Genomic DNA, 23593 nt, shown 5'->3' with positions numbered 1-23593 from the left:
CGCGGGAGGCACTATCGATGTAAGGCGAGACAGCGGCATTTCAACATGCCGCGTACTCGCCTCACAGCTTTGCGATCCCCTTGTTTCGCGTCCGTCTTTCAATAGATTCCAATCAGATCACTCGGAGATGGCGATGACGACTCGCACGCTGACAACCATCGGCTTCGATGCCGACGACACGCTCTGGCAGAATGAACGATACTACCGGCTGACCGAGGCGCACTTCACCGAGTTGCTGGCCGATTACGCAGACGGCCCGAGGATCTCGGAGCGCTTGCTGGAGGCAGAGAAGCGCAATCTCCGCCACTACGGCTTCGGCATCAAGGGATTTACCCTGTCGATGGTCGAGACGGCGATCGAAGTCACCGAAGGCAAGGTGCCCGCCAGCGTCATTGCCGGCATCCTCGACACCGGCCGCGACCTGCTTTCCCACCCGGTCGAAACCCTGCCACACGTACAGGAGACGCTCGCGGCGCTCTCGGAGAACTATCTGCTGGTGATGATCACCAAGGGTGACCTGTTCGATCAGGAGCGCAAGCTGGCACAATCCGGGCTCGGCGACTTCTTTCACGCCGTTGAGATTGTTTCCGACAAGACCGCGGTGACGTATCGGCGGGTCTTCTCCAAGGTCGGCGGCGGTCCGGAACGGGCAATGATGGTCGGCAATTCGCTGAAATCAGACATTGTCCCGGCAATCGCCGCCGGCAGCTACGGGGTCTTCGTGCCGCATGAGCTCACCTGGGTCGTCGAGCATGTCGAGGAACCGAAGGACGCACCGCGCTTTCGCAAGATCGAACATCTCGGCGAACTGCGCGGCCTGATTGAAGGTCTTGGCTAATCCGTTGTCACTGCCTTGAGGGAAAGAGTGGCGACGGCGATTGCTTCTCAGCCGGAGCGGTTGGTTGCGGCGCAGTCGCTTGAGGCTCGACGAGAATGCTGTAGGGTGCGCCCAGGCCGCGGCGCGGCGATACCTTGGAATAGTAAGGCCGCAGCAGCCAGGTGGTGTTTTCCTTCACAGTGATGTTGTAGCTGCTGCCATCCTCGTCGGTACCGAAGATTGCCTCCTCATCGGGCGTTGCAAGATCGAATATCGAGAGGAAGGCAAACTTGCTCTTGGTCGAGAAGCTGACCTTCACATGCTGGCCTGCCTTGACGGGAAGCGTGTAGACGCGCCCATTGCCGAACTTCGTCCAGCCCTTGAGCTCCATGGTTGCTGCCGGAAACTGTAGCTTTTCCAGTCGCTCGCCAGGCTGCAGCTCCGGTGACTGGGCGAATGCCATGGACGCTACCAGGCAGAAGGCGACGGTTGCCGCGAGCGCCTTCATGGGCGCACCAGCGCATCGCGCATCGCCTCTACCTCGAGGCGGCAGAAACAACCTTCAACATGATCGTTGACGAGACCCATTGCCTGCATGAAGGCATAAACTGTGGTCGGGCCGACAAACGTCCACCCGCGTTTCTTCAGATTCTTGGAAATGACGACCGATGTCGGCGTTGTCGGGTTGGCCATGACAGCGGCACGGTCGACCACCTTCGGCCGCTCGTTGTGACCGGGTTCGAAGCTCCAGAAATAGCGGCCAAGCGAGCCGAACTCCTGCCGCAATTCAATCGCACGGCGGGCATTATTGATCGTCGAAACGATCTTGCCGCGATGGCGCACGATGCCGGGATCGGCAAGGCAGCGCTCGATATCGCTGTCGTCGAAAAGCGCAACCTTCTCGAAATCGAAGCCGGCGAAGGCAGCGCGGAAATTCTCACGCTTGCGCAGGATGGTGAGCCAGGACAAGCCGGACTGGAACCCTTCCAGGCAGATCTTCTCGAAGAGGCGGATATCATCCGTTACCGGGCGTCCCCATTCCTCATCGTGATATTTGAGATAATCCGGGAGGTTGGCATGCCAGTGACAGCGGCTCTTGCCGTCTTCGCCGATAATAATGCCCGTATCGCTCATGGTCCCGCTTCGCTTTCGTGCTGCGAATCCGGCTTTACCATTTGCAAACTCTGTTTCCAAACCGAACGATAACCCTGACGAAAAGTTTATCCCGCGCTTCAGACTTGAATGAACTCAAATTTACTATTCGCTGGCGGGAACGATGGCAGCTTGAAGGCAGGCGGCCGCTGCCGTCAGCACATTTTCGGCCATTTGTAGAGAGTCCGTCCGATGATCAAATCCCTTATGCTCGCCGCAGCGATGCTCGGCGTCTTTTCCACGGCCGCGCTTGGCGATGACCGCTACGCGACACGCCCGCCGGTCGTGCTGAGCCCAGACCTTGCAGCCCCGTGGATCATGCAGCTCGGTGGCAAGGTTCGTCCCGTCGTCTACCAGCGACCGGTCGTTGCGCAGCGCGGTCTGTTCACGTCCGGCGCCTTCGGCCGCGCTCCTGCCGCCAAGGCGCAGCCGGTATCCGCCATCAATCCTGGTGTTCCCGTCATCCGTCGTCAGCTTGAGCCGCAATACCTGCCGCAGATCGTCACCTACGACACCAAGGAACAGCCTGGCACGATCGTCATCGATACCAACAGCCGCTTCCTTTATCTGGTCGTGGACGGCGGCAAGGCGCGGCGTTACGGCGTCGGCGTAGGCAAGCCGGGCTTCGAATGGGCCGGCGTGCACAAGATCACCCGCAAGTCGGAATGGCCGGACTGGACGCCGCCTTCGGAAATGATCGGTCGCGAAGCTGCGAAGGGCCACTATCTTCCCGCGCGCATGGACGGCGGTCCGGGGAACCCGCTCGGCGCGCGTGCCATGTATCTCGGTTCGACGCTCTACCGCATTCATGGAACCAATGCGCCGTGGACGATCGGCAACGCCGTGTCCTCCGGCTGCATCAGGCTGCGCAATGAAGACGTTGTTGACCTTTACGAACGCGTAAAGGTTGGAACCCGCGTCATCGTCATGTAAAGGCCTATCAATACCGGCGCGGAGCCGAGAATAGTTGAATTTAGACATCGCAGCTGCTTCATTCCGCGCCCAACATCTTGAACTGGACCGAGGTTCGGGTAGCTTCGGTCCGGTTTTGCTTTGAGGGAATCAACCATGCTGAAATTCGCGACGGCTCTTGCGGCCGCCGGCCTTCTGGTCTCTTCCATGTCCATATCGGTTTCGGCGCGGCCGGTTACGCCTGCTCACGATGGCGCACCTGTCGTTCGGGTCGCCTCGCCGCCGAAATCGGTCAAGCCGCAGTTCAAGCGCCAGCGCGTGCGCCTCGTCACGAACGAAGCGCCCGGCACGATCATCATCGATACCAACAACAAGTTCCTGTATCTCGTCGAAACCAAGAACCGCGCAACGCGCTACGGCATCGGCGTCGGCCGCGAGGGCTTCGGCTGGTCAGGTGTGGTCAAGATCGGCCGCAAGGCAGAGTGGCCGACCTGGACGCCGCCCGCTGAGATGCGCGTTCGCGAGGCGGCGAAGGGTCATATCATCCCGGCCTTCCAGGAAGGCGGCGAGGACAATCCGCTCGGCGCCCGCGCGATGTATCTCTACAAGGGCGGCCGCGACACGATCTTCCGCATCCATGGCACCAACCAGCCATGGACGATCGGCCTGAACATGTCGTCCGGCTGCATCCGCATGATGAACAAGGATGTGATCGAACTCTACGATCGCGCGCCGGTCGGCACCAAAGTCATCGTCATCGGTCCCGGCAACAAGCAGGGCGAGATCAGCTTCGAGGATCGTGGCATCGACGTGTTGCGGACGCTGTTCGGCGGCTGAGACAAGTAATCAGGCGACCGGACAACCGGTCGCCTATTTTGATCCGCAGCTGACCTTGCCGGTGACTGTGAATGGTTTCGCGCCACCTTCGAGAGCGAGTTCATAGGTCCCCGAGAATGCGTTCATGGATTTGCCGCGCTGGCCGGCAATCACGATCAGGCTGATTCCCTGACCATTCGCATCGTCGCCACCTTCATAGAACACCTCCAGCCGCAATTCGCCGTCATACGACCAATGGTGCGTCAGGTTTTCTGAAGTGACGGCAATCTTCTGGAGCGCTTGCGTGATGTCGCCGCTCTTAATCACCACTGCGCCGCGAAAATGATTGAGCTTGTGGCCGCCTCCGGCCTCGAAGCCGCTTTCCACCGTGAAGCGCACGTCCTTGTCATCCGCCGAGCAGAAAAAGCGAGTGTCTGCATGGGCGGCACTTGCCGCACCACAGAAAACCGTAAGCGCGAGGATTGTGCGATACATGGCGGGCTCCTGAGATCGCCGGACGATCCGGCGCCGCTAAGCTAAGGGCAAACCCTTTAATTTTTCCGGTATGTCCCCGCCATAGGCCCAATCCAGCAGCTGGATCGTGTGGACGATCGGAACGGCGGTCCCGGTCGCAATCTGCATCATGCAGCCAATGTTGCCAGTGGCGATTACATGCGATTTGGTTGCCTCGAGATTCTTGACCTTGCGGGCCTTGAGCGTATCGGAAATATCAGACTGCAGGATGTTGTAGGTGCCAGCGGAGCCACAACAGAGGTGACCTTCGGCAGGATCCCGGACATTGAAGCCCGCAGCCTTCAACAGCTGCTTCGGCGCCATTGTGATTTTCTGGCCGTGCTGCATCGAACAGGCCGAATGGTAGGCGACGGTGATGCCCTTCGGCACCTGCGCGGGGAGCTCGAGGGATACGAGAAATTCTGTAATGTCCTTGGCCAGGGACGAGACGCGCGCCGCCTTTTCGGCATATGCAGCATCAAGCCGCAGCATATGGCCATAGTCCTTGATCGTTGTGCCGCAGCCGGAGGCGGTGATGATGATTGCGTCGAGCCCGCCCCTCTCGATTTCCCGCGTCCACACATCGATGTTGGCACGGGCGCTCGCCAATGCCTGCTCCTCGCGTCCCATGTGATGGACGAGCGAGCCGCAGCAGCTCTCTCCCTCCGGAACGACGACTTCGACTCCGAACCGCGTGAGGAGGCTGATCGTCGCTTCGTTGATGCCGGGATCCAACACCGGCTGCGCGCAACCGGTTAGGATCGCCACGCGGCCACGCTTCTCCCCGACCGCCGGGTGGCTCGACGGCACGCCATAGGCGGAAGCCGGAGGAATGTGGCGCGGCGCCAGCGCCAGCATCGCGGCAAATGGCTTCAACGCAGGCGCGCTTTGCAGAAGACCTGCGAACGGCCGCCCAGCCGACGACAGCTTGATCGCGAGGCGAAACCGATCAGGATAAGGCAGAACAGCGGCGAGAATGGCGCGCGCGACCCGGTTCATGAAAGGCCGCTTGTATGTCTTCTCGATATGCGTCCGGGCAAGGTCGACGAGGTGCATATAGTCGACGCCGGAAGGACAGGTCGTTGCACAGGCCAGACAGGAGAGGCAGCGGTCGATGTGTGTGACGACCTCGGCGTCCGCCGGACGCCCGTTTTCCAGCATGTCCTTGATCAGGTAGATGCGCCCGCGCGGGCTGTCGAGCTCATTGCCGAGCGTCACATAGGTCGGACAGGTCGCGGTGCAGAAGCCGCAATGGACGCATTTGCGCAGAATCTGCTCGGATTCAGCGACGTGCGGATCGGCAAGCTGGGCCGGCGTGAAATTGGTCTGCATGGCCTTAGGCTCCTGCCATCTTCCCCAGGTTGAAGATGCCGGCGGGATCGAATTTCAGTTTCAGCCGTTGCGAGAGCAAGGCTACCGCCTCCGGCTGTGGCTGAAAGGCAGCAATCATCGATCGCAGTTGTTCCGGGGCACGGATCAGCGTCGCGTGGCCGCCGCCCAGCGCCTTGATGAAACGACGCAGGAGGTCGGCATCCGCGTCGGCCTCCATCCGCATCCAGATCAGCCCGCCCTGCCAGTCATAGAATGCATCGACTCCCGCTTCGAGCCGAAGTGCCGCCACTAGCTGGTGACCGACGCTTGGGGCTACCGAGACGCGCCAGACCGGTCGCGGCGTGCCGTCGGCATAAGGAGCAACGTCGCGGATGTCTTTCCAGAGGCGGACACTCTCGCTTTGTTCCAGCCGCGCGACGGATCCGAACCTTGCCATGGCCGCGGCGAGCTTAGTTGCCCTGGCATCGACAGAGCCGGGCAGGCCCTCGATCCGCAGACAGGTCGCCTCGCCTTCGGAGAGTGTGCTGTCGAGAAATTTCCAGGAGACGGTCATCGGCAGGTGCGCGGCGCCGGAAACTTCGACCGGCAAGGCCATCGCCGCCGCCATGGCGTTGGCGGCTTCGGCGTCGTTCAACCCCGAGACGACGATCGTCGCTTCGGTTCGCGGTCGCGGTGGCACGCGGAACGTCACTTCCGTCAGGAACCCCAGCGTGCCGTGTGAGCCGGCCATCAGCTTGACGAGGTCCAGCCCGGTGACATTCTTCATCACGCGGCCGCCAGCCTTGATCGCCTCGCCCTTGCCGTTGATGAAGCTGACGCCAAGCAGGCTGTCGCGCGCCGCCCCGGCCACGAAACGACGCGGACCCGAGACATTGGCAGCAAAAACGCCACCGATCGTCGGTTCGCCTGCCGTTCCCATGATCGGCCGATGGTCCATCGGCTCGAAAGCCATCATCTGACCGTTCTCCGCCAGTGCGGCTTCGATCTCGGACAACGGTGTTCCCGAGCGGGCGGTCAAAACCATCTCGCCCGGATTATAGGCCGTGATGCCGCCGAGATTGGACGACCGCAGGCGGCTTTCCGCAACCACGGCGTTTCCGAAACCGGACCGGGTGTTGCCGCCGCAGATCGCGAGCGGCTTGCCTTCCCGCGCATGGCTGCGGACGATTGCCACAGCCTCTTCGTCCGTCATAGGCAATAGGTCGATCATGCGGCTGGGCGCCCCTCGAGCGGGAAGACTTTGGACGGATTCAGGAGCCAGGCCGGATCGAAGGCGGCACGTGCTGCCATCTGCTGTGCGAGATCCGCCTCGGAATACTGATGGCGCATCAGGTCGCGTTTTTCGATGCCGACGCCATGCTCGCCGGTCAGGCAACCGCCGGCATCGACGCACAGCTTCAGGATTTCCATGCCCGCAGCTTCCGCGCGGGCGGCATCTTCCGGATCGTTGGCATTGAAGAGGATCAACGGATGCATGTTGCCATCGCCGGCATGGAACACGTTGGCGACGCGAAGCCCATAGCGATCGATGATTTCGGAGGTTTTCTTCAGCACATAAGAAAGCTGGCTGAGCGGAACGGTTCCGTCCATGCAGATATAGTCGGCAATACGGCCGGTTGCGCCGAAGGCCGACTTGCGGCCCTTCCAGATCAGCGCCGCCTCGGTTGCCGACTGGCACTCACGGACGGTTTTCACGTTGTGCCTGCGCGCGATTTCGACAATGCTCTTCAGCATGTCGTCCATTTCCGCTTCCGATCCTTCGACCTCCACGATCAACAGCGCGCCGACATCAAGGGGATAGCCGGCCTTGGCAAAGGCTTCGCAGATTTCGATTGCCGGCTTGTCCATGAATTCGATGGCGACGGGAATGATCCCTGCCGCGATGATGTCGGCGACGCAGGACCCCGCCTCTTCGGAGGTATCGAAGCCGAAGAGAACCGGGCGCGCGCCCTCGGGCTTGGCGATCAACCGAACGGTCGCTTCCGTGACGATGCCGAGCTGGCCTTCATGTCCACAGACGAGGCCCAAAAGGTCGTAGCCCGCCGCATCGAGCGCCTTGCCTCCAAGGTCGATGACGGTGCCATCCATCAGCACCATCCTTACGCCGAGCAGATTGTTCGTCGTCACCCCGTATTTCAGACAGTGCGCGCCGCCAGAATTCATCGCGATATTGCCCCCAATCGTACAGGCCAGCTGGGAGCTCGGATCGGGAGCGTAAAAGAAACCATCCTCCGAGACGGATTCAGAGATATTCAGATTGGTGACGCCTGCCTCGACCACCGCCACGCGGTTGGGCAGATCAAATTCGAGAATGCGGTTCATCTTGGATACGCAAACCACCACCGCATCCTCCTGCGGAATCGCTCCGCCCGAGAGCGACGTTCCGGCGCCGCGCGGCACCACCGGGACACCATAGCGATGACAGTATTTCATGACTGCGGCCACTTCCGCGGTCGTCCGCGGCAAGGCAACCGCCAATGGCATCCGGCGATAGGAAACGAAGGCATCGGTCTCGAACGGCATCAGCTCGCGCGCCTCATGCACCAGGCATTCCGGCGGCAGCAGGTCGATGAGATCGGCGACGATCTGCCGGCGGCGGGCAAGCACATCGGCACGCGGGGCGAGAAACGAAATGGTGTCGGACATGGCTCTCTCCCTTCGCCGGCGGCAGCGAAAACCGGACGCCTCCTCCGCGCTGCCGGCTCAATCGGGCTTAGCACTTTCCCCATTATGGCGCAAATGCTAAGCACTTATTCCAAAAGGACAAACAATCAAAGCACATGACCAACCTGGGTGACCTCGAAATTTTCGCAAAAGTCGTTTCGACGGGGAGCATGTCGCTCGCCGGCAGGGCGCTCGGTTTTTCGCCGGCCGTGGTCTCCAAACGCATCAAACGCCTGGAGGACCGGCTAGGCACGCGGCTCCTACAGCGCACGACGCGGCAGATTTCGCTGACCGAGGCCGGCCAGGGTTTCTACGACCGTGTGCTCGGCATTCTCGCTGGCATCGAGGAGGCCGAATACTACATCTCCGGACGCTCGGCGCAGATGCAGGGAACGCTGAAGGTGACGGCACCGACCTCTTTCGGACGCACCCATGTCGCCCCGCACCTGAAGTCCTTCATGGACATGCATCCGGAGCTTGCGATCCATCTCGTGCTCAGTGACGAATTCACCGATATCGTCGGCGAAGGTTTCGACCTTGCGATCCGCATCGCGGAACTGACGGACTCAAGCCTAGTCGCGCGGCGACTTGCGCCCGTGCGGCGCCTGCTTTGCGCATCGCCGGATTACCTTGCCGCCAACGGCACACCGCAGACGCTCGAAGACCTCAAGCAACATCGCTGCCTGCCCGCGCACAACAACGATGCCTGGCGGCTCGAAGGACCGGAAGGGCCGCTTTCTCTGCGGCCAGAGGGGATGCTTGAGACGAATTCCAGCGAGGTGGTGCGAGAGGCTGTCATATCGGGGCTTGGCATCGCGCTGCGCTCCACTTGGGACATCAGCCGTGAGCTCAAGGATGGCCGGTTGGTGCGCATCCTTCCGACTTACGAGGGATCGCGCAACGTGACGCTCTCCGCGGTCTACCCGAGCCGCCAGTTCCTACCAGCCAAGGTGCGACTTTTCATCGACTATCTCGCCGAAGTTTACGGACCGGTTCCCTATTGGGAACGCTAGAGACTTTCAGGCTCAATTTGCCAATCTCTCGATTACGAGATCGAGAAGTGCCCGCAGGCGCGCCTGTCTTTTCATGTCCCGGTGATAGCCGACCCAGGTGTCGCGTCCGGGCGGAGCTTCCCCGAGGTCGACCGGCTCGATGTCAGGGATTGAATCGCCAAGAGGGCGCGGCAGAACCGCCAGGCCGGCGCCGTTTCTGCAAAGAGTCGCCTGCACATCGCGATTGTTGCTGCGCATGGCGATCTCCGCCTTCGGCAGAAGGCGCGTCAGCCATGCGACATCCGGCATGCCGCCAAAGGCCTCGTCCATCGTTACCAGACGCGCGCCTGTGCCGTCTCCTGCTTTTGGATGCTCCCTGCCTCGGCCGACATAGAGCCGGTAGTCGATGTGGCGCAGCTTGCGCGATATCACGTCCGGCTCGGTGAAGGGCGCGATCCGAACGACAACATCCGCCTCCCGGCGGGAGAGGCTGAGCAGGCGGCTATCGGTCAGCAGTTCGACAACGATCTTCGGATAGCGCAGCGAGAATTCCGCAAGCACCGGCGCAAGCACGTGTGCACCGAACCACTCCGAAGAGGACAAGCGCAGGAAGCCGCTCAGTTGCCGGCTCTGCCCGGCGAGTTCGCGTTCGAGACCGAGTGCTTCCTCTTCCATGCGCTCGGCGTGCGCGAAGACGGCCGTGCCCTCATCCGTCAGCACAAAGCCGTCGGCCGTCCGCTGAAACAGCGTCTGGCCGAGCGAGACTTCCAAGGCACGCAGACGACGCCCCATCGTCGGCTGCGTCAGGCCGAGGCTGCGGGCGGCAGCGCCAAGAGTTCCCTGGCGTGCGATGGCCAGAAACAGTTTGAGATCGCTCCATTCCACGTTCCGACACCAAAACAGAAATGCATGAACTTCATGCAATCTCTTTCATTTCCATTCGTATATCAACGGCGCATTCTTCTTCCCATACACACGAAAGGAGCGTTGCATGTCTGCGACCACAATGATGAAAGCGCTTCTGATTGATGCGCCGAAAACCGATTTTCGCTTGGCCGACGTCGCCAGGCCGACACCGCACGAAGGCGAGGTGCTGGTCCGGATCAATGCAAGCGGCGTCAATCCGCTGGACACAAAGATCCGGGCTGGCAATGCCGCCCATGCGCGCCATCCCTTTCCGGCGGTTCTCGGCATAGATCTGGCTGGCGTCGTCGAGCAGGTCGGCCCAGGTGTCACCGCGTTCCATCGTGGCGACGAGGTCTATGGCATGACCGGCGGTGTCGGCGGCATCCAGGGCTCGCTGGCCGAATTCGCGGCGGTCGACGCCCGGCTGATTGCGCCGAAGCCCCATAATCTCTCGATGCGGGAGGCAGCAGCCCTGCCGCTGATCGCAATTACCGCCTGGGAAGGGTTGGTCGATCGCGCCAATGTCCGGAATGGCCAGCGCGTCCTTGTCCTCGGCGCCGCCGGCGGCGTGGGGCACATTGCCGCACAGATCGCGAAAGCCGCAGGCGCCGAGGTGTTTGCGGTCGATGGTGCCGCCAAGGCTGACTACCTCGCAAGCCTCGGAGCAATGCCGATCGACTACAGGGTAGAGACCGTGACGGACTATGTCGGCAATCACACGGGCGGCAAGGGCTTCGACATCGTCTACGATACCGTCGGCGGCCCCGGCCTCGATACTGCCTTCCAGGCGGTCGGCCGGTTCGGTCACGTCGTCAGCGCGCTCGGATGGGGTACACATGCGCTTGCCCCGCTATCGTTGAAAGCGGCGACCTATTCGGGCGTATTCACGCTGCTGCCGCTTCTGACCGGCGAAGGGCGAAGCAACCACGGGGAGATCCTGCGTGTGGTCGGCAAGCTCGTCGAGGCCGGAAGGCTGATGCCGAGGCTGGACGCGCGCCGATTCGGGCTTTCCGATGTCGCGAAAGCGCATGCGTTGATCGAAAACCGTCAGGCAAACGGCAAGCTGGTGGTGGAGATCGCTTGAATTCACAAGGCGCGGCGTATGCTCGCCGCACCCGTTCTACCGCGCCAGATCGAGATAGGCGTTTGCCACCATGGCATCGATATCTTTCGGCACCGGAACAATGCAGCTCTCGGCGCCGACCTCGCGCCTGGCAACACGTTCGAGGCAGCGCGCCTGCAGCGTGAAGCCCAGGTCCATCGACTCCACGGAATTGCCGAGCGCACGGGGACCGGCGAGGTTCGCCATGTGCCCGCCGCCCAGAATATGGAAGCAGCGACCATCCTTCAGGTGCAAGGTCTCGATATGGTCAGCCTCGTAACGATCGATCCGCATTACGTCGGGGTAGCGCCGGAACGCGGCGACGTCGATCTCATGCGGGAAATGTCCACCATTCATCAGGATGGCACCATCCTTGATCAATGGAAGATCCGCTGCGGTGACGATACCCGGGAGGCCGGTGACGGTGATGAGCACGTCGGCGGAGGCAATCGCCTCGTTGCGCAGCGGCGTAGAAAACCCGTCGAGATGAGCCTCCAGCGCTGTCACCGGATCGGTATCGACGACGCTGACGCTTGAGAACGCGTTGCGGAAGCAGGCTGCGGTTCCCTTCCCGCAGGCGCCGTAACCGAAGACCGTCACGCGCTTGCCGTTGGTGGAGCGGTTGGTGAAGCGCATGTAGCTTTCGAAAAGGCTCTGGCCGACGGCATGTCTGTTTTCTGCAAACTGCTTGATCGGGCTATCGTTGATGACGAGGATCGGCATGTTCAACTTCGCCCGCATCGGCAACAGGCGCGTGCGGCCCGAGGTCGTCTCCTCGGTGCCGCCAAGGAGGCTGGCGTAAGGGGCCTCGGCCGCGATCGCGAAGAGGTCGCCACCGTTGTCGAGCAGCAGATCCGGCCTTTCGGCGACAACCGCCTCCAGGCTCTTGCGATGCGCAACTGGGTCCGTGGTCTGGGTCGCGAACACGGTGATCCCTTGCGAACGGAGGAACTCGACAGTCGAAGGCTGTGTGCTGTTCAGATTGCCGGTACAGACGAGTCGAGCACCGCCGGCCCTCAGCGTCATCAGCAGCGCCACTGTCTTCGGCTCCAGATGGATACCCGTGCCGATGGTCAAACCGCCGAACGGTTGTGTCTTCTCGAACTCTGCCGTCGTTGCCTTCAGCAGTCGGCAGCTGTTGCCGATCCATTCGATGCGGGTTGCGTCTCTCGGCATGTCCGTGTCCTTCTGCTCTCAATGCAGTGTTAGACCCGGCAACCGCTTTCGACCATGGAGATAATTCTTCGCAATAGGGCAGAAAATCTGCCCTATTGCGTCGAGATACCGGATTGGACCAACCAGTCGCGAAGAGCAGTGAACACGGGCGTCTTTGCGTCAGCATTGCGGCAGGACAGGCTATAACCGGCCGGTCGGCGAACGAAGCCATAGGGTGCCGCAAGCACATTGCGCTGCAGATCGTCCTCAATGGCGGCGCGGGGTGCAAGCACCACCCCCACACCCGATCGCGCTGCACCGAGCGCAAGGAGCAGGTCTTCGAACTCCTGCTTGCGCCGGAACACCACAGGCTCAGTTGCACTCTCGGCAAACCATTCCTGCCAGAGAGTTGGCGCGCTACGACTGACGAGAGCGGTCATCTCCACCATAAGTGCGGGATCGCCGGCGATCCTTTGAGCAATATCCGGGGTCGCAACAGGCCCGAACTCATCCTCCATAAATTTGACCGCCGTCACGCCCGTCGCCGGTCGGTATTCACCACCCATAATGACGGTGTCGAGCTCCGGATGCAGCGACAGAGGTTCTACAACCGACATCGGCACGATATCGACGTCGACGACGCCAAGTGCTGACTGCATAGTTGCAAGCCGTGGCATCAGCCACCATATAGCAAAGGCCGACGGAACACCGAGGCGGATGCGACGATGCTCGCCACCCGCAAACTCGGCGGCGGCGCGTTCAAGCATGGTAAGGGCGGTGTTCGAAACCTCCGCAAACCTGACTGCCTTGGGTGTCGCAGCCAGCTTCCGTCCTTCGCGTTCGAACAGTTTCTCGCCGAAATAGCTCTCCAGGATTGCAAGCTGCTGGCGAACGGCACCGCGCACGACACCGAGTTCTTTGGCGGCGCCGAGAATGCTGCCGTGGCGGCAGACGGCTTCGAAGGCGCGGACCGCTTTTAGGGGAGGAAGACGCATGATTACCACACTGCGGACATAACAGTGCACTACATGATGCACTTGTTGATTGAAATACAAGACAGGCGCATATTGAACACCTGTGCATTGACGGAAACAGGATAGTATCTGGCGGATTTTTTGTTACCCGGCGAAACAAAAAGTTCCTATTGATAGTTATCAAATCCGAGAAAAAAGCATGAAACGCGTATGGATCGCGCAAGCTTTCCAGCGGATACTAATATAGACGACTCGCTCAAACAAAATGCAAAGGTGACCCGACCATTGACTCTTCTCGCCCGCCTCGCTTCAGACGTCCAGCTCATGTTTCGGCGCCCCCCGCGCCAACAATATGCTGCGCTCTGCTATCGGGTCAAAAAGAAGACCAGCGATGTTGAAGTGCTTTTGCTGACCAGCCGCGACACCGGTCGCTGGGTCATCCCTAAGGGATGGCCGATGGACGGACGGCGCTCCTATGAGGTCGCGGCCCGCGAGGCGTTCGAAGAGGCCGGCGTTCGTGGAACCGTCGAAAACCAGACACTGGGCTCCTATTCCTATCCCAAGGTGCTGAAGAACGGCCTGAAAGTCACCTGCAAGGTGCAGGTCTATGCGCTCGAGGTTTCGGAGATCGCCAGGAACTTCAAGGAGAAAGGCGAGCGCAAGACGGATTGGGTCTCCTGCGACGAGGCTGTGAAGCGCGTTCACGAGCCCGAACTTCGCAATCTCTTTCTGCAATTTAAGCGCCGCATGACGGAACAGCTTGCCGCAAGGTCGCCAAGGCAAATTCCAGCGGAATGAATACTGCCATCTTGCGCTGCTAAACTTTGCGGCGCTAAAGCAGGATTCAACGAAGGAATAGCATGCCCGACCGACCAGCCGTCCTCACGAAACGAACGCTCGACAAGGATCTCGACAAGCTTACGCATGTCGAGGATGCGACGAAGTTCGTCTCGCGCAAGCTGGTGGCCCCCGGTCTCGGGCTGATCTTCCTTGGCCTGGCAATGCTCTTTGCAGGCATCTACGTCTTTGACCGTCCAAGCGCCGTTCTGGTAATCGCCGCGGCGGCACTCGCCGCCTACATGGCCATGAACATCGGCGCGAACGACGTCACCAACAACGTGGGCGCCGCGGTCGGCGCGCGCGCGATGACCATGGGACAAGCGCTTGTCATCGCCGCCATCTTTGAAATTCTCGGGGCGACGGTTGCCGGCGGCGAGGTGGTCAAGACGATCTCCTCAAGCATCGTGGATACCGTGCAGGTGCCGCCGGGGACGCTCAGCTGGATCATGATGGCGGCATTGATGGCCGCCGCTTTATGGATCAACCTCGCGACTTGGATGAACGCGCCGGTATCGACCACGCATGCGATTGTCGGCGCGGTGATCGGCGCGGGTATCGGCGCGGTCGGTCCCGAGCCGGTGAACTGGCGGGTGATGATCGAGATAACATCGGCTTGGGTGACTTCCCCCCTGTTGGGCGGCGTGATCGCCGCCGGCCTCCTTTTCATGGTGAAAACCCTGGTCATCTACCGCGAAGACAAGGTTGCCGCGGCGCGACGTTGGGTGCCCATCCTGATCGCGATGATGGTCGGCGGCTTTTCGTCCTACATGATGCTGCAGCTTCAAGCGCCCAGCGAATTCTCGACGCTGACCATCCTCCTGTTCGGGGTCGCGGCGGGCTTCATCGGATGGGCCGCGGCGCGTTCATTCGTTTTACGGCAGGCCCTAGGGCTCGAAAACCGTAACAGCTCGCTGCGTGTGCTGTTTCAAATCCCGTTGATTGGCTCAGCTGCGTTGCTCTCCTTTGCGCATGGCGCCAATGACGTGTCCAATGCCGTTGGGCCGCTTTCGGCAATCGTGCGCGCGGTCGGCGGATCCGCAGAGGGTGCACTGGACCAGCCTCCGATCTGGGTGTTGCTGATCGGCGCCTTCGGTATCTCCGTTGGACTGTTGCTCTTTGGGCCACGCCTGATCCGGCTGGTCGGTGAGCAGATCACCAAGCTCAACCCGATGCGGGCCTATTGCGTGGCGCTGTCAACGGCCTTCACCGTCATCGTAGCCTCATGGCTCGGCATGCCGGTTAGTACGACGCATATCGCCGTCGGTTCCGTGTTCGGCGTCGGCTTCTACCGTGAGTGGTATACGCGGCATTCGAAACGCCGTATCGAATACATGCGCCGCAGGGCAGAGAGCTGGGCGCTCGACGAACCGGAAGATCCGAACACGCACGAGGTTCGCCGTCGCTATCTCGTCCGCCGTTCGCATTTCATGACGATTGTCGCCGCCTGGGTCATCACCGTGCCGGCATCCGCAGCGCTTGCAGCCATCCTCTATTGGGTTATGTTCGCGCTCTTTGTTTGAGCAGGACTTTTCAATGCGCGCCAATTTTCGGATGCAAAGGCTGTTTGTGGACGCCCCCCTCGCTGCCGCAACAACCGTGGAGACGACGGCAGATCACTTCAACTATCTCGCTAACGTGCTGCGTATGGCCGAGGGCACCGAGTTGCTTGTCTTCAACGGTCGCGACGGCGAGTGGAAGGCGCGTCTCACCTTTCCGACGCGAAAGCGCATTGTGCTGATTGCCGAGGAGCAGACGCGGCCGCAGCCTGTTCCCTCCGACCTGCACTATCTCTTTGCTCCCCTGAAGGTCGGGCGCCTGGACTACCTAGTACAGAAGGCAGTGGAGATGGGAGCAGGTGTTCTCCGCCCGGTGATGACACAGCACGTGCAGGGCAAGATTACTAATCTCGACAAGCTGAAGGCAAATGTCATCGAGGCGGCGGAGCAATGCGGCATACTTGATATCCCTGATGTTGCCGAGCCTGTGAAGCTGTTCGATCTCCTGGACACCTGGCCGAGCGACCGCCGCATCATCTATTGCGACGAGGGCGACGCAGGGCAGAACCCGCTGCCATTGCTGTCCAAAATCAGCGAGCGAAAGCTGGCCCTCCTCGTCGGCCCCGAGGGCGGTTTTTCCGAGGAGGAGCGCGCGCGCCTGCGCAGCCTCGATTTCATCACCGCAATCCCGCTCGGGCCGCGGATCCTGCGAGCGGATACAGCTGCGGTTGCTGCCATGGCTGTCATTCAGGCGTCGATCGGCGACTGGAATTAACCTTAGGATCGGTCGCGGCCGAAATAGGCAGCTATTTTTTTGATGGGCCGTTGAAACAATTTCACTTGCAACATACGTGGGAGCGGTCCTAATCACCCTTCCAATTGCCCGGTTTTTTCCGGGCGCTCTCCCATTGCAGGTAGACTTGAATGGCTCGCGATACCACCGACCAGACGCCACTCTCTTCGGTTCAGGAGCTGACCGATTATCTTGCTGTGGGAAGCAAGCCGAAAGAAAAATTCCGCATCGGCACCGAGCACGAGAAGTTCGCCTTCTTCCGGGCCGACAATAGCCCGGTGCCGTACTTCGGTGAGGCCAGTATTTCGGCGCTGCTCAAAGGTCTGCAGCAAAAATCCGGCTGGGATCCGATCATGGATGGCGACAACATTATCGGCCTTGGCGAGCCGAAGGGGATGGGCGCCATATCGATCGAGCCCGGCGGCCAGTTCGAATTATCAGGCGCCCCGTTGGAAACGATCCACGAGACCTGCAAGGAATCGAACGCGCACCTGGCGACATTGCGCGAGATCGCCGAGCCCATGGGCATCCGCTTCCTCGGCATCGGCGGCAGCCCCAAATGGACGCTGGCCGAAACACCGGTGATGCCGAAATCCCGCTACGAGATCATGACCCGCTACATGCCGAAGGTCGGCAGCAAGGGTCTCGACATGATGTATCGCACCTGCACGATCCAGGTGAACCTCGACTTCTCCTCGGAAGCCGACATGCGCAAGAAGATGCGCGTCTCGATGAAGCTTCAGTCTCTGGCAACCGCCCTCTTTGCCTCCTCGCCATTTACCGAAAGCAGGCTCAACGGCCTGCTCTCCTGGAGAGGCGATATCTGGCGTGACACCGATAACAACCGCTCCGGTCTGCTGGACTTCACGTTCCGCGACGACTTCGGTTTTCATGACTATGCCGAATGGGCCCTCGACGTGCCGATGTATTTCGTCGTGCGCGACGGGCATTATCACGACTGTACCCATGTTACCTTCCGGCAGTTCATGAACGGCGCACTGAAGGGCGAAATCGCCGCCTGGGAGCCGACGATGGGAGACTGGACCAACCATCTCTCGACGCTCTTCCCGGATGTGCGCATGAAGCGCTTCCTCGAGATGCGCGGCGCGGATGGTGGGCCCTGGCGGCGCATCTGCGGGTTGCCAGCCTTCTGGGTCGGGCTGCTCTATGACGACGCGGCGCTCGAAGATGCCGATATGCTGACCAAGGACTGGACGTTCGACGAGGTCAACGCCTTGCGCGATGCCGTGCCGGCTCAGGGCTTGAGGGCAAAGTTCCGCGGGCATGAGCTCTACGAGACCGCACGTGAAATCATCGCCGTTTCGAAGGCGGGTCTGAGGGCGCGCAACAAGCTCAACAAGGAAGGGCAGGACGAAACCATCTTCCTTTCGCCGCTCGATGAAGTCATGGCGAAGAAGGCGACCTTGGCCGAGGATCTGCTGGCGCTCTACCATGGCCGCTGGGCCGGTTCGGTAGAGCCCGTCTTCGAAGAGTATCAATATTAGAGCCAGAACCTACTAAATTCATCCGTCTGTTTGACGGCATGGGATTGGATGGAGGCAAGCAAGCGCAAGGCAAGGCTAGCCTTGGCGAGCATTGCTTACGATCAGGCGGCCGATGCCGCCTAACCCGAAGAGCGAGACGGATTTTGCCCCTGACTGCGTCGGAAAGACTTGAAAGTGGTAGGGCACTTCTGGCGCCTTTCCTTCCTGTCAAAAACAAAATCAGTCCCGCGGAATGGATGAATTTAGTAGGTCCTAAGCCCTTCTGCAAAAAGCGGTTTGCGCATTCCGTTTTCCGGCTATAGTGACGCAATTACGCGTTGCGAACCGGGAAGGGGATTTCCATGCTGCCACTCTTCGACATGATGATGCAGGCCCAGAACGGCGCGGCGATGGATGCAGTCTCCAAGCAGTTCAATCTTGCCCAGGAGCAGACCGCCAAGGCGATGGCGGCGCTGATGCCGGCATTTTCCGCCGGCCTGAAGCGGAGCACCAGCAACCCTTACGACTTTATGGGGCTGATGCAGGCGGTCGCCTCCGGCAACTATGCCAAGTATTTCGAGGACATGAGCAAGGCTTTCACGCCGCAGGGGATATCGGACGGCAACAACATCCTTGCGCAGCTGTTCGGCTCCAAAGAGGTCTCGCGCGCGGTGGCTGCGCAGGCGGCGCAGATGACGGGAATCGGACAGGAAATCTACAAACAGATGCTGCCTGTCATGGCCGACACACTTATGGGCGGCCTGTTCAAGCAATCGATGGGGCAGATGAGCGCGCTTGTCAATCCCTTCGTCAACACGGCAATGGGCGAAACCATCCAGAAATGGCTCGAAAGCACCGGCTTCGCGCCGAAGCGGACGCCGGCTCCGGAGCCCAGCATCTTCGACAACCCCTTTACGCAGGCCATGCAGCTGATGTTCGGCATGCAGAAGCCGGAGGCCGAGAAGACGGTCACCAACCCGTTTTTCGACAACCCGTTCGCAAAGGCCTTTCAGGACATGATGGGCTCGCTTGGAAAACCGGTCGAGGCGAAAGCAGCCGAAGCTCAGAAGGAGCAGGCGAAAGCGGAGACGGAAAGCTACATGGACATGCTCAACAACATGTTTGACAGCGGGCTCGAGGTGCAGAAGAACTACCAGAAAAGCATGGAAGCGATCTTCGAGACCTATATGCCGAAGACGCCCCCCACTCCCCCGAAGGCGTAAAAAAAACCCGGAGACGGCTGGGAGGCCGGTCACCGGGCAAGAGGCAGGGCTATTGGCTATCACCCTGCGGGGAAAAACTAAGCCGGCCTTAATCCTTTCGGGACCGGAAGAGCGACTTTCGTCCGCGATTGTGCGCAGAACGCGTCAAGTGTTCCGACGGATCTTCAAAGAAGGTCGACGCCAGGAACGCCGAAGTGAGATCGGTCCTCGAAAGGCCGATATCCTTCAATTGATTGTCATCGAGCTCGTGCAGCCGGTTGATCTCCATACGGTTGCGGAACACGCGCAGTACGGATGACAACGTTGCAAAGCCATTTGCGAGACGCTGCGAGAACGTCGGGGTGGTCTGGCTGCAGTCGAGTTCGAGTATCCGGTCTGTCGTGCGCATGGTTGATCCTTTCATTGGCGCGCAACAACCCACCCCTCCCCGCGAGGTCGAGCGGGAAGGCATCGGGTTGAAATCGGAGCGGACAGACAGGGTGTCTGTCCTTCACTTTGCTTGATTTGCAGCCCGAAGATGCCAAACACCTATTGATCAGTCCAACGAATGTTTCTAATGATTATCATCAGAGAACTTTATGGGTGACTCATGTCCGCGCCTCTTGATATTGATCAGTTGCAGACCTTCATCGCGATTGTCGATTCCGGCAGCTTCACCAAGGCCGCCGACAGAGTCTACAAGACGCAATCGGCCGTTTCCATGCAGATGCGGCGGCTGGAAGAGCGCATTGGCAAGCAGCTTTTCATCAAGGACGGCCGCGGCAACCGCCTGACCGTCGAAGGCGAGAAGCTCTTGAACTATGCGCGGCGCATCATTCGCCTCAACAATGAGGCGATCGCGGCCTTCGACGACAATCGTCTCGAGGGCACGCTGCGCATCGGCACACCCGATGACTACGCCGACCGCTACATGCCGGAGATCATCGGCCGCTTCGCCAAGACACACCCGAACGTCGAGCTCTACATCGTCTGCGAGCCCTCCGTGGGTCTCGCCGAGCGCATGAATCGCGGCGAGCTCGACATCGCGCTGGTGACACACAATCCGCGCGAGCGCATGTCAGATGTCGTGCGAACGGAACCGCTCTGCTGGGTCGGCTCGGCCAACCATCCCATCCGTGACGACGCGCCGGTGCCGCTCGCTGTCGGTCGTCGCGACTGCCAGTGGCGCCAGCTCGCCTGCTCTGCGCTCGATGCGGTCGGGCGCGAGCACCAGATCCTGTTCACCAGTTGGTCGTGCACCGTCGTCGCGGCCGCAGTGCTTGCCGGCATGGCCGTTTCGGTCATGCCAGAATCGGCGCTGCGTACGGGGATGAAGGTGCTGAGCCAGGCAGACGGTTTCCCTGCCCTGCCCCCTGTTCAGATCGGCATCATGAAGCGGCCGGGTGTGTCGATCTCACTGATGAACGCTATTACCGCGCATATCACCGCCTGCCTCGACAACATCACGCCCGCCGTCGTCGACGACAATCTCGAACCTGAGGTGAAGAATGCCTACGGGCGGGTGCAGCCCCGCCTCAAGATCGCCAACATCGTACCGAGCTGGTAGACGTCACGCAGCAGCCGGCGAGAGGAAGGCCTTGCGGATCACGCGCTTCCACTCGTCGAGAATGCGTCTGGCAAGCGAGTCCTCGCTGACGACGGCAAGGCGGATCGAGGCCCCTAGGAGGTGGCTGAACAGATAGCTACGGGCCTGCATGTCGGCTGCCGAGAGTTCCGGTGCGACGCGGCGGACGGTATCCTGGAAAATGTCCGCAATCCGCTTGCTGTGCTCGATGTTGAGGCGCAGCAGATCGTGATCGGTTTCAGTGCCCATCCAGATACCGAGATAGGCGGCATCGTTGCGGTAGTCGTCATAGTGCCAGTCAATCGTGGCGGCGAGTACCTCGAGCGCATGGTCGACGGAGTGCACGGACGCAAAGGCATCGGCTATCCGCGTCTGGATCGTCAATGCCTGGCGGTCAAAGAGAGCTTTGACAATCGCGGCCTTCTCGGGAAAATATTGATAGACGGAGCCGATCGGCACCTTGGCGGCGACGGCCAGTTCCGTCATCCGCATGGCGCTCACACCCTTCTCGGCAATGATTGCTGCAGCAGCCGACAAGATGAGGTCGAGCCTCTGAATACTGCGTTCCTGTTTCGGCTTCCGGCGGAGGCCAATACGATCCAAACTTCCGACCTTCATGTCGTTCCCATTTGTTCTATTTGAAGCGACGGAGTGGTTCATGCCGGCGCCATTGGCCGATATGACATGCAGGTCTTCACGACTCGTAAACGAGATAGATCGGATTGTCCGGATCGGGAAAGTATAAAAAAATCGGGGTGATACGCCCCGATTTGGCCAGCTTCCGACTGCGAACTTACTCAGCTGCCTCCGGCTCAGCACTGATCGCGCCGATCTTATAGCCGTCCTGGACGCACGCGCGATTAGCATCCGCGTGGGCGCGCTTGAAGTGTGCCTATCGATGATTGTCGCCCCGCACCACCGGAATGGTTGTCCATTGACCTTCGATAATCTCCAGTCGTATTCATTAAGGGATTCGATTGGAAGAAATTATCATGCTGACACTTCGACAGATGCGCTACTTCGATGCGCTGGCAACGACGCGCCATTTTGGCCGCGCCGCCGAAATGGTCCACATCAGCCAGCCCGCGCTGTCGACCCAGATCATGGAGATGGAAGAGTATCTCGGCGCCAAACTCGTCGAGCGCACCCGTCAGAATACTATTCTGACGCCGAAAGGCGAAGAGGTGCTGCACTACGCCCGCGCCATCCTGCATCAAGTCGACCTGCTCGAGCAGACGGCCCGAAAAGGCGGCGGAACACTTGAAGGTCTGATCCGCATCGGAATTATTCCCACCGTCGCGCCTTACCTCGTCCCGCAGTTCGTTCCACATCTGCGCAAGACATACCCCAGCGTCGAGGTGGAGCTACGGGAGGCGGTAACCGATCGACTGATGGCAGATCTTCTGACAGGGAAACTGGATGCCGTGATCGCGGCGTTGCCGCTCGACATCGAAGGCATCCAGACGCGGCCGCTCTTCACCGACCGCTTCTTCATGGCCGTGGCCGACAACGGCGAGGCGGTGCTGATGTCACCGCTGACCGAGCATGAGGTTAATGTGGACCGCCTCCTGCTGCTCGAGGAGGGACATTGCCTACGCGATCAGGCGCTCGCCGTCTGCAGCGCCGGCAAGCGCAGCCTTGTGAACTTCGGCGCGACGTCGATGGCGACGCTGCTGCAGATGGTGTCACACGACATGGGCATGACGCTCATTCCTGAAATGGCCATTCCGACGGAGACCAGTCGCAATTCGATCCGCATCGTCCCGTTTGCCGACCCGCAGCCGTCGCGCGAGATCGGCCTCGCCTGGCGGCGTAGCAATCATCGTGGCAAGGAGATGGAGGCGCTCGCAGAGGCGATCATCGCTGTCGCCCCCGCCCCGCACGAATTGGCCGCCTGATCAGGCCAAGTTCTTCTTCAGGAATTCAACCGTCCTGCTCCAGGCAAGATCTGCAGCCTTCTTGTCATAGCGAGCCGACGACGTATCGTTGTTGAAGGCGTGGTTGACGCCGTCATAAACGAAGATCTGGAAGTCCTTGCCGTTCTCCTGCAGCGCCTTCTTGTAGGCATCGATGCCGGCATTGATGCGGTCGTCGAGACCGGCATAGTGCAGCATCAAGGCAGCCTTGATGTTCGGCACGTCGGCCGCCTGCGGCTGCGCCCCGTAATAGGCGACGCCGGCCTTCAGCTCCGGCGATTTAGTGGCGAAGTCGTTTACCAGCCCACCACCCCAGCAAAATCCGATCACGCCGACCTTGCCGTTGGAATTGTCGAGCTTGGTCAGATAGGCGAGCGTTGCCTCGGCGTTCGCCACCGTGGCGGGCCGGTCCAGCGCGCTGAACATCTCGCGGGCCTTGTCTTCGTTCTCGGGGGTGCCGCCATTGGGCGAAAGGAAATCCGGCGCTAGCGCGATGAAGCCTTCCAATGCCATGCGGCGCGCAACATCACGGATATGCGGGTTGAGGCCGCGGTTCTCGTGGATCACGATCACCGCGCCGAGTTTGCCTGAAGCATCCTTTGGCTCGACCAGGTAACCCTTCATCTCGCCGGCACCGCCGGGATAGGTCACATCTTTTGCGACCAGCCGTTTGTCGTCGGCGGCGATCATTTCCGCGCTCGCCTTATTGGCGGCAAGCATCGGCGCGATGACCGCGGCGGCGCTAGCCGAGCCAGCCAGTTTCGTCAGCTTATCCATGAAGCTGCGGCGGTCGAGTGTCAGATGCGTGTATTCGTCGTAAGCGCAAATCATCGCCTGCGTGATTTCCGGCTTGCTCATTTGAGTCCTCCTGCTCCCTACTTGTTGGCTTTCGCCTGCCGGGGAAGATAGGTCAGCCGCCGGTAACGCAGGTACAAAACTACG

The 23593-nt window shown here is 60.6% G+C and carries 24 protein-coding genes; 12 read left to right on the top strand and 12 right to left on the bottom strand.

Translation table 11 applies throughout. The features are described from left to right. Positions 1-133 precede the first annotated feature (133 nt). Positions 134-838, top strand: coding sequence for an HAD family hydrolase (locus K9B32_RS04130; protein WP_224560666.1), 705 nt, complete (start codon positions 134-136; stop codon positions 836-838). A 7-nt stretch (positions 839-845) separates the two neighbouring features. Here the strand turns inward: K9B32_RS04130 and K9B32_RS04125 are convergent, their stop codons facing one another. Together K9B32_RS04125 and K9B32_RS04120 are read right to left on the bottom strand one after the other, a co-directional pair. Beyond that, the gene (locus K9B32_RS04125; RefSeq protein WP_224560665.1) at positions 846-1325 is read right to left on the bottom strand and encodes a hypothetical protein; all 480 of its coding nucleotides are present in this window, start codon (positions 1323-1325) and stop codon (positions 846-848) included. Then, complete coding sequence (locus K9B32_RS04120) at positions 1322-1951, bottom strand: DNA-3-methyladenine glycosylase I (RefSeq protein WP_224560664.1); 630 nt, start codon at positions 1949-1951, stop codon at positions 1322-1324. The genes K9B32_RS04125 and K9B32_RS04120 overlap by 4 nt, the downstream gene beginning before the upstream one ends. A gap of 210 nt (positions 1952-2161) precedes the next feature. On the opposite strand from K9B32_RS04120, the gene K9B32_RS04115 reads away from it, so the two are divergent. Next, positions 2162-2902 carry a L,D-transpeptidase gene (locus K9B32_RS04115; RefSeq protein ID WP_224560662.1) on the top strand — a complete coding sequence of 247 codons (741 nt, stop codon included), beginning with the start codon at positions 2162-2164 and terminating at the stop codon, positions 2900-2902. 135 nt (positions 2903-3037) lie between these two features. Continuing rightward, positions 3038-3718 carry a L,D-transpeptidase gene (locus K9B32_RS04110; protein WP_224560660.1) on the top strand — a complete coding sequence of 227 codons (681 nt, stop codon included), beginning with the start codon at positions 3038-3040 and terminating at the stop codon, positions 3716-3718. Between the two features lie 33 nt (positions 3719-3751). On the opposite strand, the gene K9B32_RS04105 is transcribed toward K9B32_RS04110, so the two are convergent. The 4 genes from K9B32_RS04105 to K9B32_RS04090 are packed head-to-tail and all read right to left on the bottom strand — an operon-like array spanning position 3752 to position 8188. Then, a complete protein-coding gene (locus K9B32_RS04105; RefSeq protein WP_224560658.1) occupies positions 3752-4192 on the bottom strand; it encodes a hypothetical protein in 441 nt (146 codons plus the stop codon). A 36-nt stretch (positions 4193-4228) separates the two neighbouring features. Continuing rightward, on the bottom strand, positions 4229-5542 hold the full coding sequence (glcF, locus tag K9B32_RS04100) for a glycolate oxidase subunit GlcF (protein ID WP_224560656.1): 1314 nt from the start codon (positions 5540-5542) through the stop codon (positions 4229-4231). Positions 5543-5546: 4 nt separating this feature from the next. Continuing rightward, a complete protein-coding gene (locus K9B32_RS04095; RefSeq protein WP_224560655.1) occupies positions 5547-6752 on the bottom strand; it encodes an FAD-binding protein in 1206 nt (401 codons plus the stop codon). Continuing rightward, on the bottom strand, positions 6749-8188 hold the full coding sequence (locus tag K9B32_RS04090; protein ID WP_224560653.1) for an FAD-linked oxidase C-terminal domain-containing protein: 1440 nt from the start codon (positions 8186-8188) through the stop codon (positions 6749-6751). The genes K9B32_RS04095 and K9B32_RS04090 overlap by 4 nt, the downstream gene beginning before the upstream one ends. A 134-nt stretch (positions 8189-8322) precedes the next feature. Here K9B32_RS04090 and K9B32_RS04085 point away from each other — a divergent pair, with 134 nt between their 5' ends. After that, positions 8323-9219, top strand: a complete 897-nt coding sequence (locus tag K9B32_RS04085; protein WP_224560651.1) for a LysR family transcriptional regulator — start codon at positions 8323-8325, stop codon at positions 9217-9219. 12 nt (positions 9220-9231) lie between these two features. Here the strand turns inward: K9B32_RS04085 and K9B32_RS04080 are convergent, their stop codons facing one another. Next, positions 9232-10083: a LysR family transcriptional regulator gene (locus tag K9B32_RS04080; RefSeq protein WP_224560649.1), complete on the bottom strand. Its 852-nt coding sequence runs from the start codon at positions 10081-10083 to the stop codon at positions 9232-9234. 106 nt (positions 10084-10189) lie between these two features. Here K9B32_RS04080 and K9B32_RS04075 point away from each other — a divergent pair, with 106 nt between their 5' ends. Beyond that, on the top strand, positions 10190-11188 hold the full coding sequence (locus K9B32_RS04075) for a zinc-dependent alcohol dehydrogenase family protein (RefSeq protein WP_224560648.1): 999 nt from the start codon (positions 10190-10192) through the stop codon (positions 11186-11188). Positions 11189-11224: 36 nt separating this feature from the next. On the opposite strand, the gene K9B32_RS04070 is transcribed toward K9B32_RS04075, so the two are convergent. Together K9B32_RS04070 and K9B32_RS04065 are read right to left on the bottom strand one after the other, a co-directional pair. Then, positions 11225-12382 carry an adenosylhomocysteinase gene (locus K9B32_RS04070; RefSeq protein WP_224560644.1) on the bottom strand — a complete coding sequence of 386 codons (1158 nt, stop codon included), beginning with the start codon at positions 12380-12382 and terminating at the stop codon, positions 11225-11227. Positions 12383-12474: 92 nt separating this feature from the next. Beyond that, entirely contained in the window at positions 12475-13356 is an 882-nt protein-coding gene (locus tag K9B32_RS04065; protein ID WP_224560640.1) for a LysR substrate-binding domain-containing protein, read from the bottom strand. 264 nt (positions 13357-13620) lie between these two features. Between K9B32_RS04065 and K9B32_RS04060 the strand changes: the two genes are divergently transcribed. The 5 genes from K9B32_RS04060 (at position 13621) to K9B32_RS04040 (ending at position 19171) form a co-directional block, all read left to right on the top strand. Beyond that, entirely contained in the window at positions 13621-14133 is a 513-nt protein-coding gene (locus K9B32_RS04060) for an NUDIX hydrolase (RefSeq protein ID WP_224560639.1), read from the top strand. 62 nt (positions 14134-14195) lie between these two features. Continuing rightward, a complete protein-coding gene (locus tag K9B32_RS04055; RefSeq protein WP_224560638.1) occupies positions 14196-15695 on the top strand; it encodes an inorganic phosphate transporter in 1500 nt (499 codons plus the stop codon). 13 nt (positions 15696-15708) lie between these two features. Next, positions 15709-16446 carry a 16S rRNA (uracil(1498)-N(3))-methyltransferase gene (locus K9B32_RS04050; protein ID WP_224560637.1) on the top strand — a complete coding sequence of 246 codons (738 nt, stop codon included), beginning with the start codon at positions 15709-15711 and terminating at the stop codon, positions 16444-16446. A gap of 149 nt (positions 16447-16595) precedes the next feature. Continuing rightward, a complete protein-coding gene (locus tag K9B32_RS04045) occupies positions 16596-17969 on the top strand; it encodes a glutamate--cysteine ligase (protein ID WP_224560635.1) in 1374 nt (457 codons plus the stop codon). 341 nt (positions 17970-18310) lie between these two features. Then, positions 18311-19171 carry a DUF937 domain-containing protein gene (locus tag K9B32_RS04040; RefSeq protein WP_224560633.1) on the top strand — a complete coding sequence of 287 codons (861 nt, stop codon included), beginning with the start codon at positions 18311-18313 and terminating at the stop codon, positions 19169-19171. An 88-nt stretch (positions 19172-19259) separates the two neighbouring features. On the opposite strand, the gene K9B32_RS04035 is transcribed toward K9B32_RS04040, so the two are convergent. Next, positions 19260-19559, bottom strand: a complete 300-nt coding sequence (locus tag K9B32_RS04035; protein ID WP_224560632.1) for a DUF1127 domain-containing protein — start codon at positions 19557-19559, stop codon at positions 19260-19262. A 201-nt stretch (positions 19560-19760) separates the two neighbouring features. Between K9B32_RS04035 and K9B32_RS04030 the strand changes: the two genes are divergently transcribed. Continuing rightward, positions 19761-20717, top strand: coding sequence for a LysR substrate-binding domain-containing protein (locus K9B32_RS04030; RefSeq protein WP_224560631.1), 957 nt, complete (start codon positions 19761-19763; stop codon positions 20715-20717). Positions 20718-20720: 3 nt separating this feature from the next. Here the strand turns inward: K9B32_RS04030 and K9B32_RS04025 are convergent, their stop codons facing one another. Further along, positions 20721-21353 carry a TetR family transcriptional regulator gene (locus tag K9B32_RS04025; RefSeq protein ID WP_224560629.1) on the bottom strand — a complete coding sequence of 211 codons (633 nt, stop codon included), beginning with the start codon at positions 21351-21353 and terminating at the stop codon, positions 20721-20723. A gap of 374 nt (positions 21354-21727) precedes the next feature. Here K9B32_RS04025 and K9B32_RS04020 point away from each other — a divergent pair, with 374 nt between their 5' ends. After that, positions 21728-22633 carry a hydrogen peroxide-inducible genes activator gene (locus K9B32_RS04020; protein WP_007799291.1) on the top strand — a complete coding sequence of 302 codons (906 nt, stop codon included), beginning with the start codon at positions 21728-21730 and terminating at the stop codon, positions 22631-22633. On the opposite strand, the gene K9B32_RS04015 is transcribed toward K9B32_RS04020, so the two are convergent. Continuing rightward, entirely contained in the window at positions 22634-23509 is an 876-nt protein-coding gene (locus K9B32_RS04015; RefSeq protein WP_224560628.1) for a dienelactone hydrolase family protein, read from the bottom strand. Between the last annotated feature and the right edge of the window lie 84 nt (positions 23510-23593).

Source organism: Rhizobium sp. 3T7 (genome assembly GCF_020166565.1).
Classification (GTDB): Bacteria; Pseudomonadota; Alphaproteobacteria; order Rhizobiales; family Rhizobiaceae; genus Rhizobium.
Note: the sequence above shows the minus strand (reverse complement) of the source record. Positions and strands in the feature narration are given on the sequence as shown.

What these genes read in the sequence shown, in the direction of transcription:
- K9B32_RS04050 (WP_224560637.1), top strand. Translation starts at nt 15,709, where the DNA reads ATGCGCGCCAATTTTCGGATGCAAAGGCTGTTTGTGGACGCCCCCCTC.
- K9B32_RS04120 (WP_224560664.1), bottom strand. Translation starts at nt 1,951, where the DNA reads ATGAGCGATACGGGCATTATTATCGGCGAAGACGGCAAGAGCCGCTGT.
- K9B32_RS04125 (WP_224560665.1), bottom strand. Translation starts at nt 1,325, where the DNA reads ATGAAGGCGCTCGCGGCAACCGTCGCCTTCTGCCTGGTAGCGTCCATG.
- K9B32_RS04095 (WP_224560655.1), bottom strand. Translation starts at nt 6,752, where the DNA reads ATGATCGACCTATTGCCTATGACGGACGAAGAGGCTGTGGCAATCGTC.
- K9B32_RS04115 (WP_224560662.1), top strand. Translation starts at nt 2,162, where the DNA reads ATGATCAAATCCCTTATGCTCGCCGCAGCGATGCTCGGCGTCTTTTCC.
- K9B32_RS04090 (WP_224560653.1), bottom strand. Translation starts at nt 8,188, where the DNA reads ATGTCCGACACCATTTCGTTTCTCGCCCCGCGTGCCGATGTGCTTGCC.
- K9B32_RS04075 (WP_224560648.1), top strand. Translation starts at nt 10,190, where the DNA reads ATGTCTGCGACCACAATGATGAAAGCGCTTCTGATTGATGCGCCGAAA.
- K9B32_RS04030 (WP_224560631.1), top strand. Translation starts at nt 19,761, where the DNA reads ATGTCCGCGCCTCTTGATATTGATCAGTTGCAGACCTTCATCGCGATT.
- K9B32_RS04065 (WP_224560640.1), bottom strand. Translation starts at nt 13,356, where the DNA reads ATGCGTCTTCCTCCCCTAAAAGCGGTCCGCGCCTTCGAAGCCGTCTGC.
- K9B32_RS04015 (WP_224560628.1), bottom strand. Translation starts at nt 23,509, where the DNA reads ATGAGCAAGCCGGAAATCACGCAGGCGATGATTTGCGCTTACGACGAA.
- K9B32_RS04110 (WP_224560660.1), top strand. Translation starts at nt 3,038, where the DNA reads ATGCTGAAATTCGCGACGGCTCTTGCGGCCGCCGGCCTTCTGGTCTCT.
- K9B32_RS04105 (WP_224560658.1), bottom strand. Translation starts at nt 4,192, where the DNA reads ATGTATCGCACAATCCTCGCGCTTACGGTTTTCTGTGGTGCGGCAAGT.
- K9B32_RS04040 (WP_224560633.1), top strand. Translation starts at nt 18,311, where the DNA reads ATGCTGCCACTCTTCGACATGATGATGCAGGCCCAGAACGGCGCGGCG.
- K9B32_RS04055 (WP_224560638.1), top strand. Translation starts at nt 14,196, where the DNA reads ATGCCCGACCGACCAGCCGTCCTCACGAAACGAACGCTCGACAAGGAT.
- glcF (WP_224560656.1), bottom strand. Translation starts at nt 5,542, where the DNA reads ATGCAGACCAATTTCACGCCGGCCCAGCTTGCCGATCCGCACGTCGCT.
- K9B32_RS04025 (WP_224560629.1), bottom strand. Translation starts at nt 21,353, where the DNA reads ATGAAGGTCGGAAGTTTGGATCGTATTGGCCTCCGCCGGAAGCCGAAA.
- K9B32_RS04130 (WP_224560666.1), top strand. Translation starts at nt 134, where the DNA reads ATGACGACTCGCACGCTGACAACCATCGGCTTCGATGCCGACGACACG.
- K9B32_RS04020 (WP_007799291.1), top strand. Translation starts at nt 21,728, where the DNA reads ATGCTGACACTTCGACAGATGCGCTACTTCGATGCGCTGGCAACGACG.
- K9B32_RS04045 (WP_224560635.1), top strand. Translation starts at nt 16,596, where the DNA reads ATGGCTCGCGATACCACCGACCAGACGCCACTCTCTTCGGTTCAGGAG.
- K9B32_RS04070 (WP_224560644.1), bottom strand. Translation starts at nt 12,382, where the DNA reads ATGCCGAGAGACGCAACCCGCATCGAATGGATCGGCAACAGCTGCCGA.
- K9B32_RS04085 (WP_224560651.1), top strand. Translation starts at nt 8,323, where the DNA reads ATGACCAACCTGGGTGACCTCGAAATTTTCGCAAAAGTCGTTTCGACG.
- K9B32_RS04035 (WP_224560632.1), bottom strand. Translation starts at nt 19,559, where the DNA reads ATGCGCACGACAGACCGGATACTCGAACTCGACTGCAGCCAGACCACC.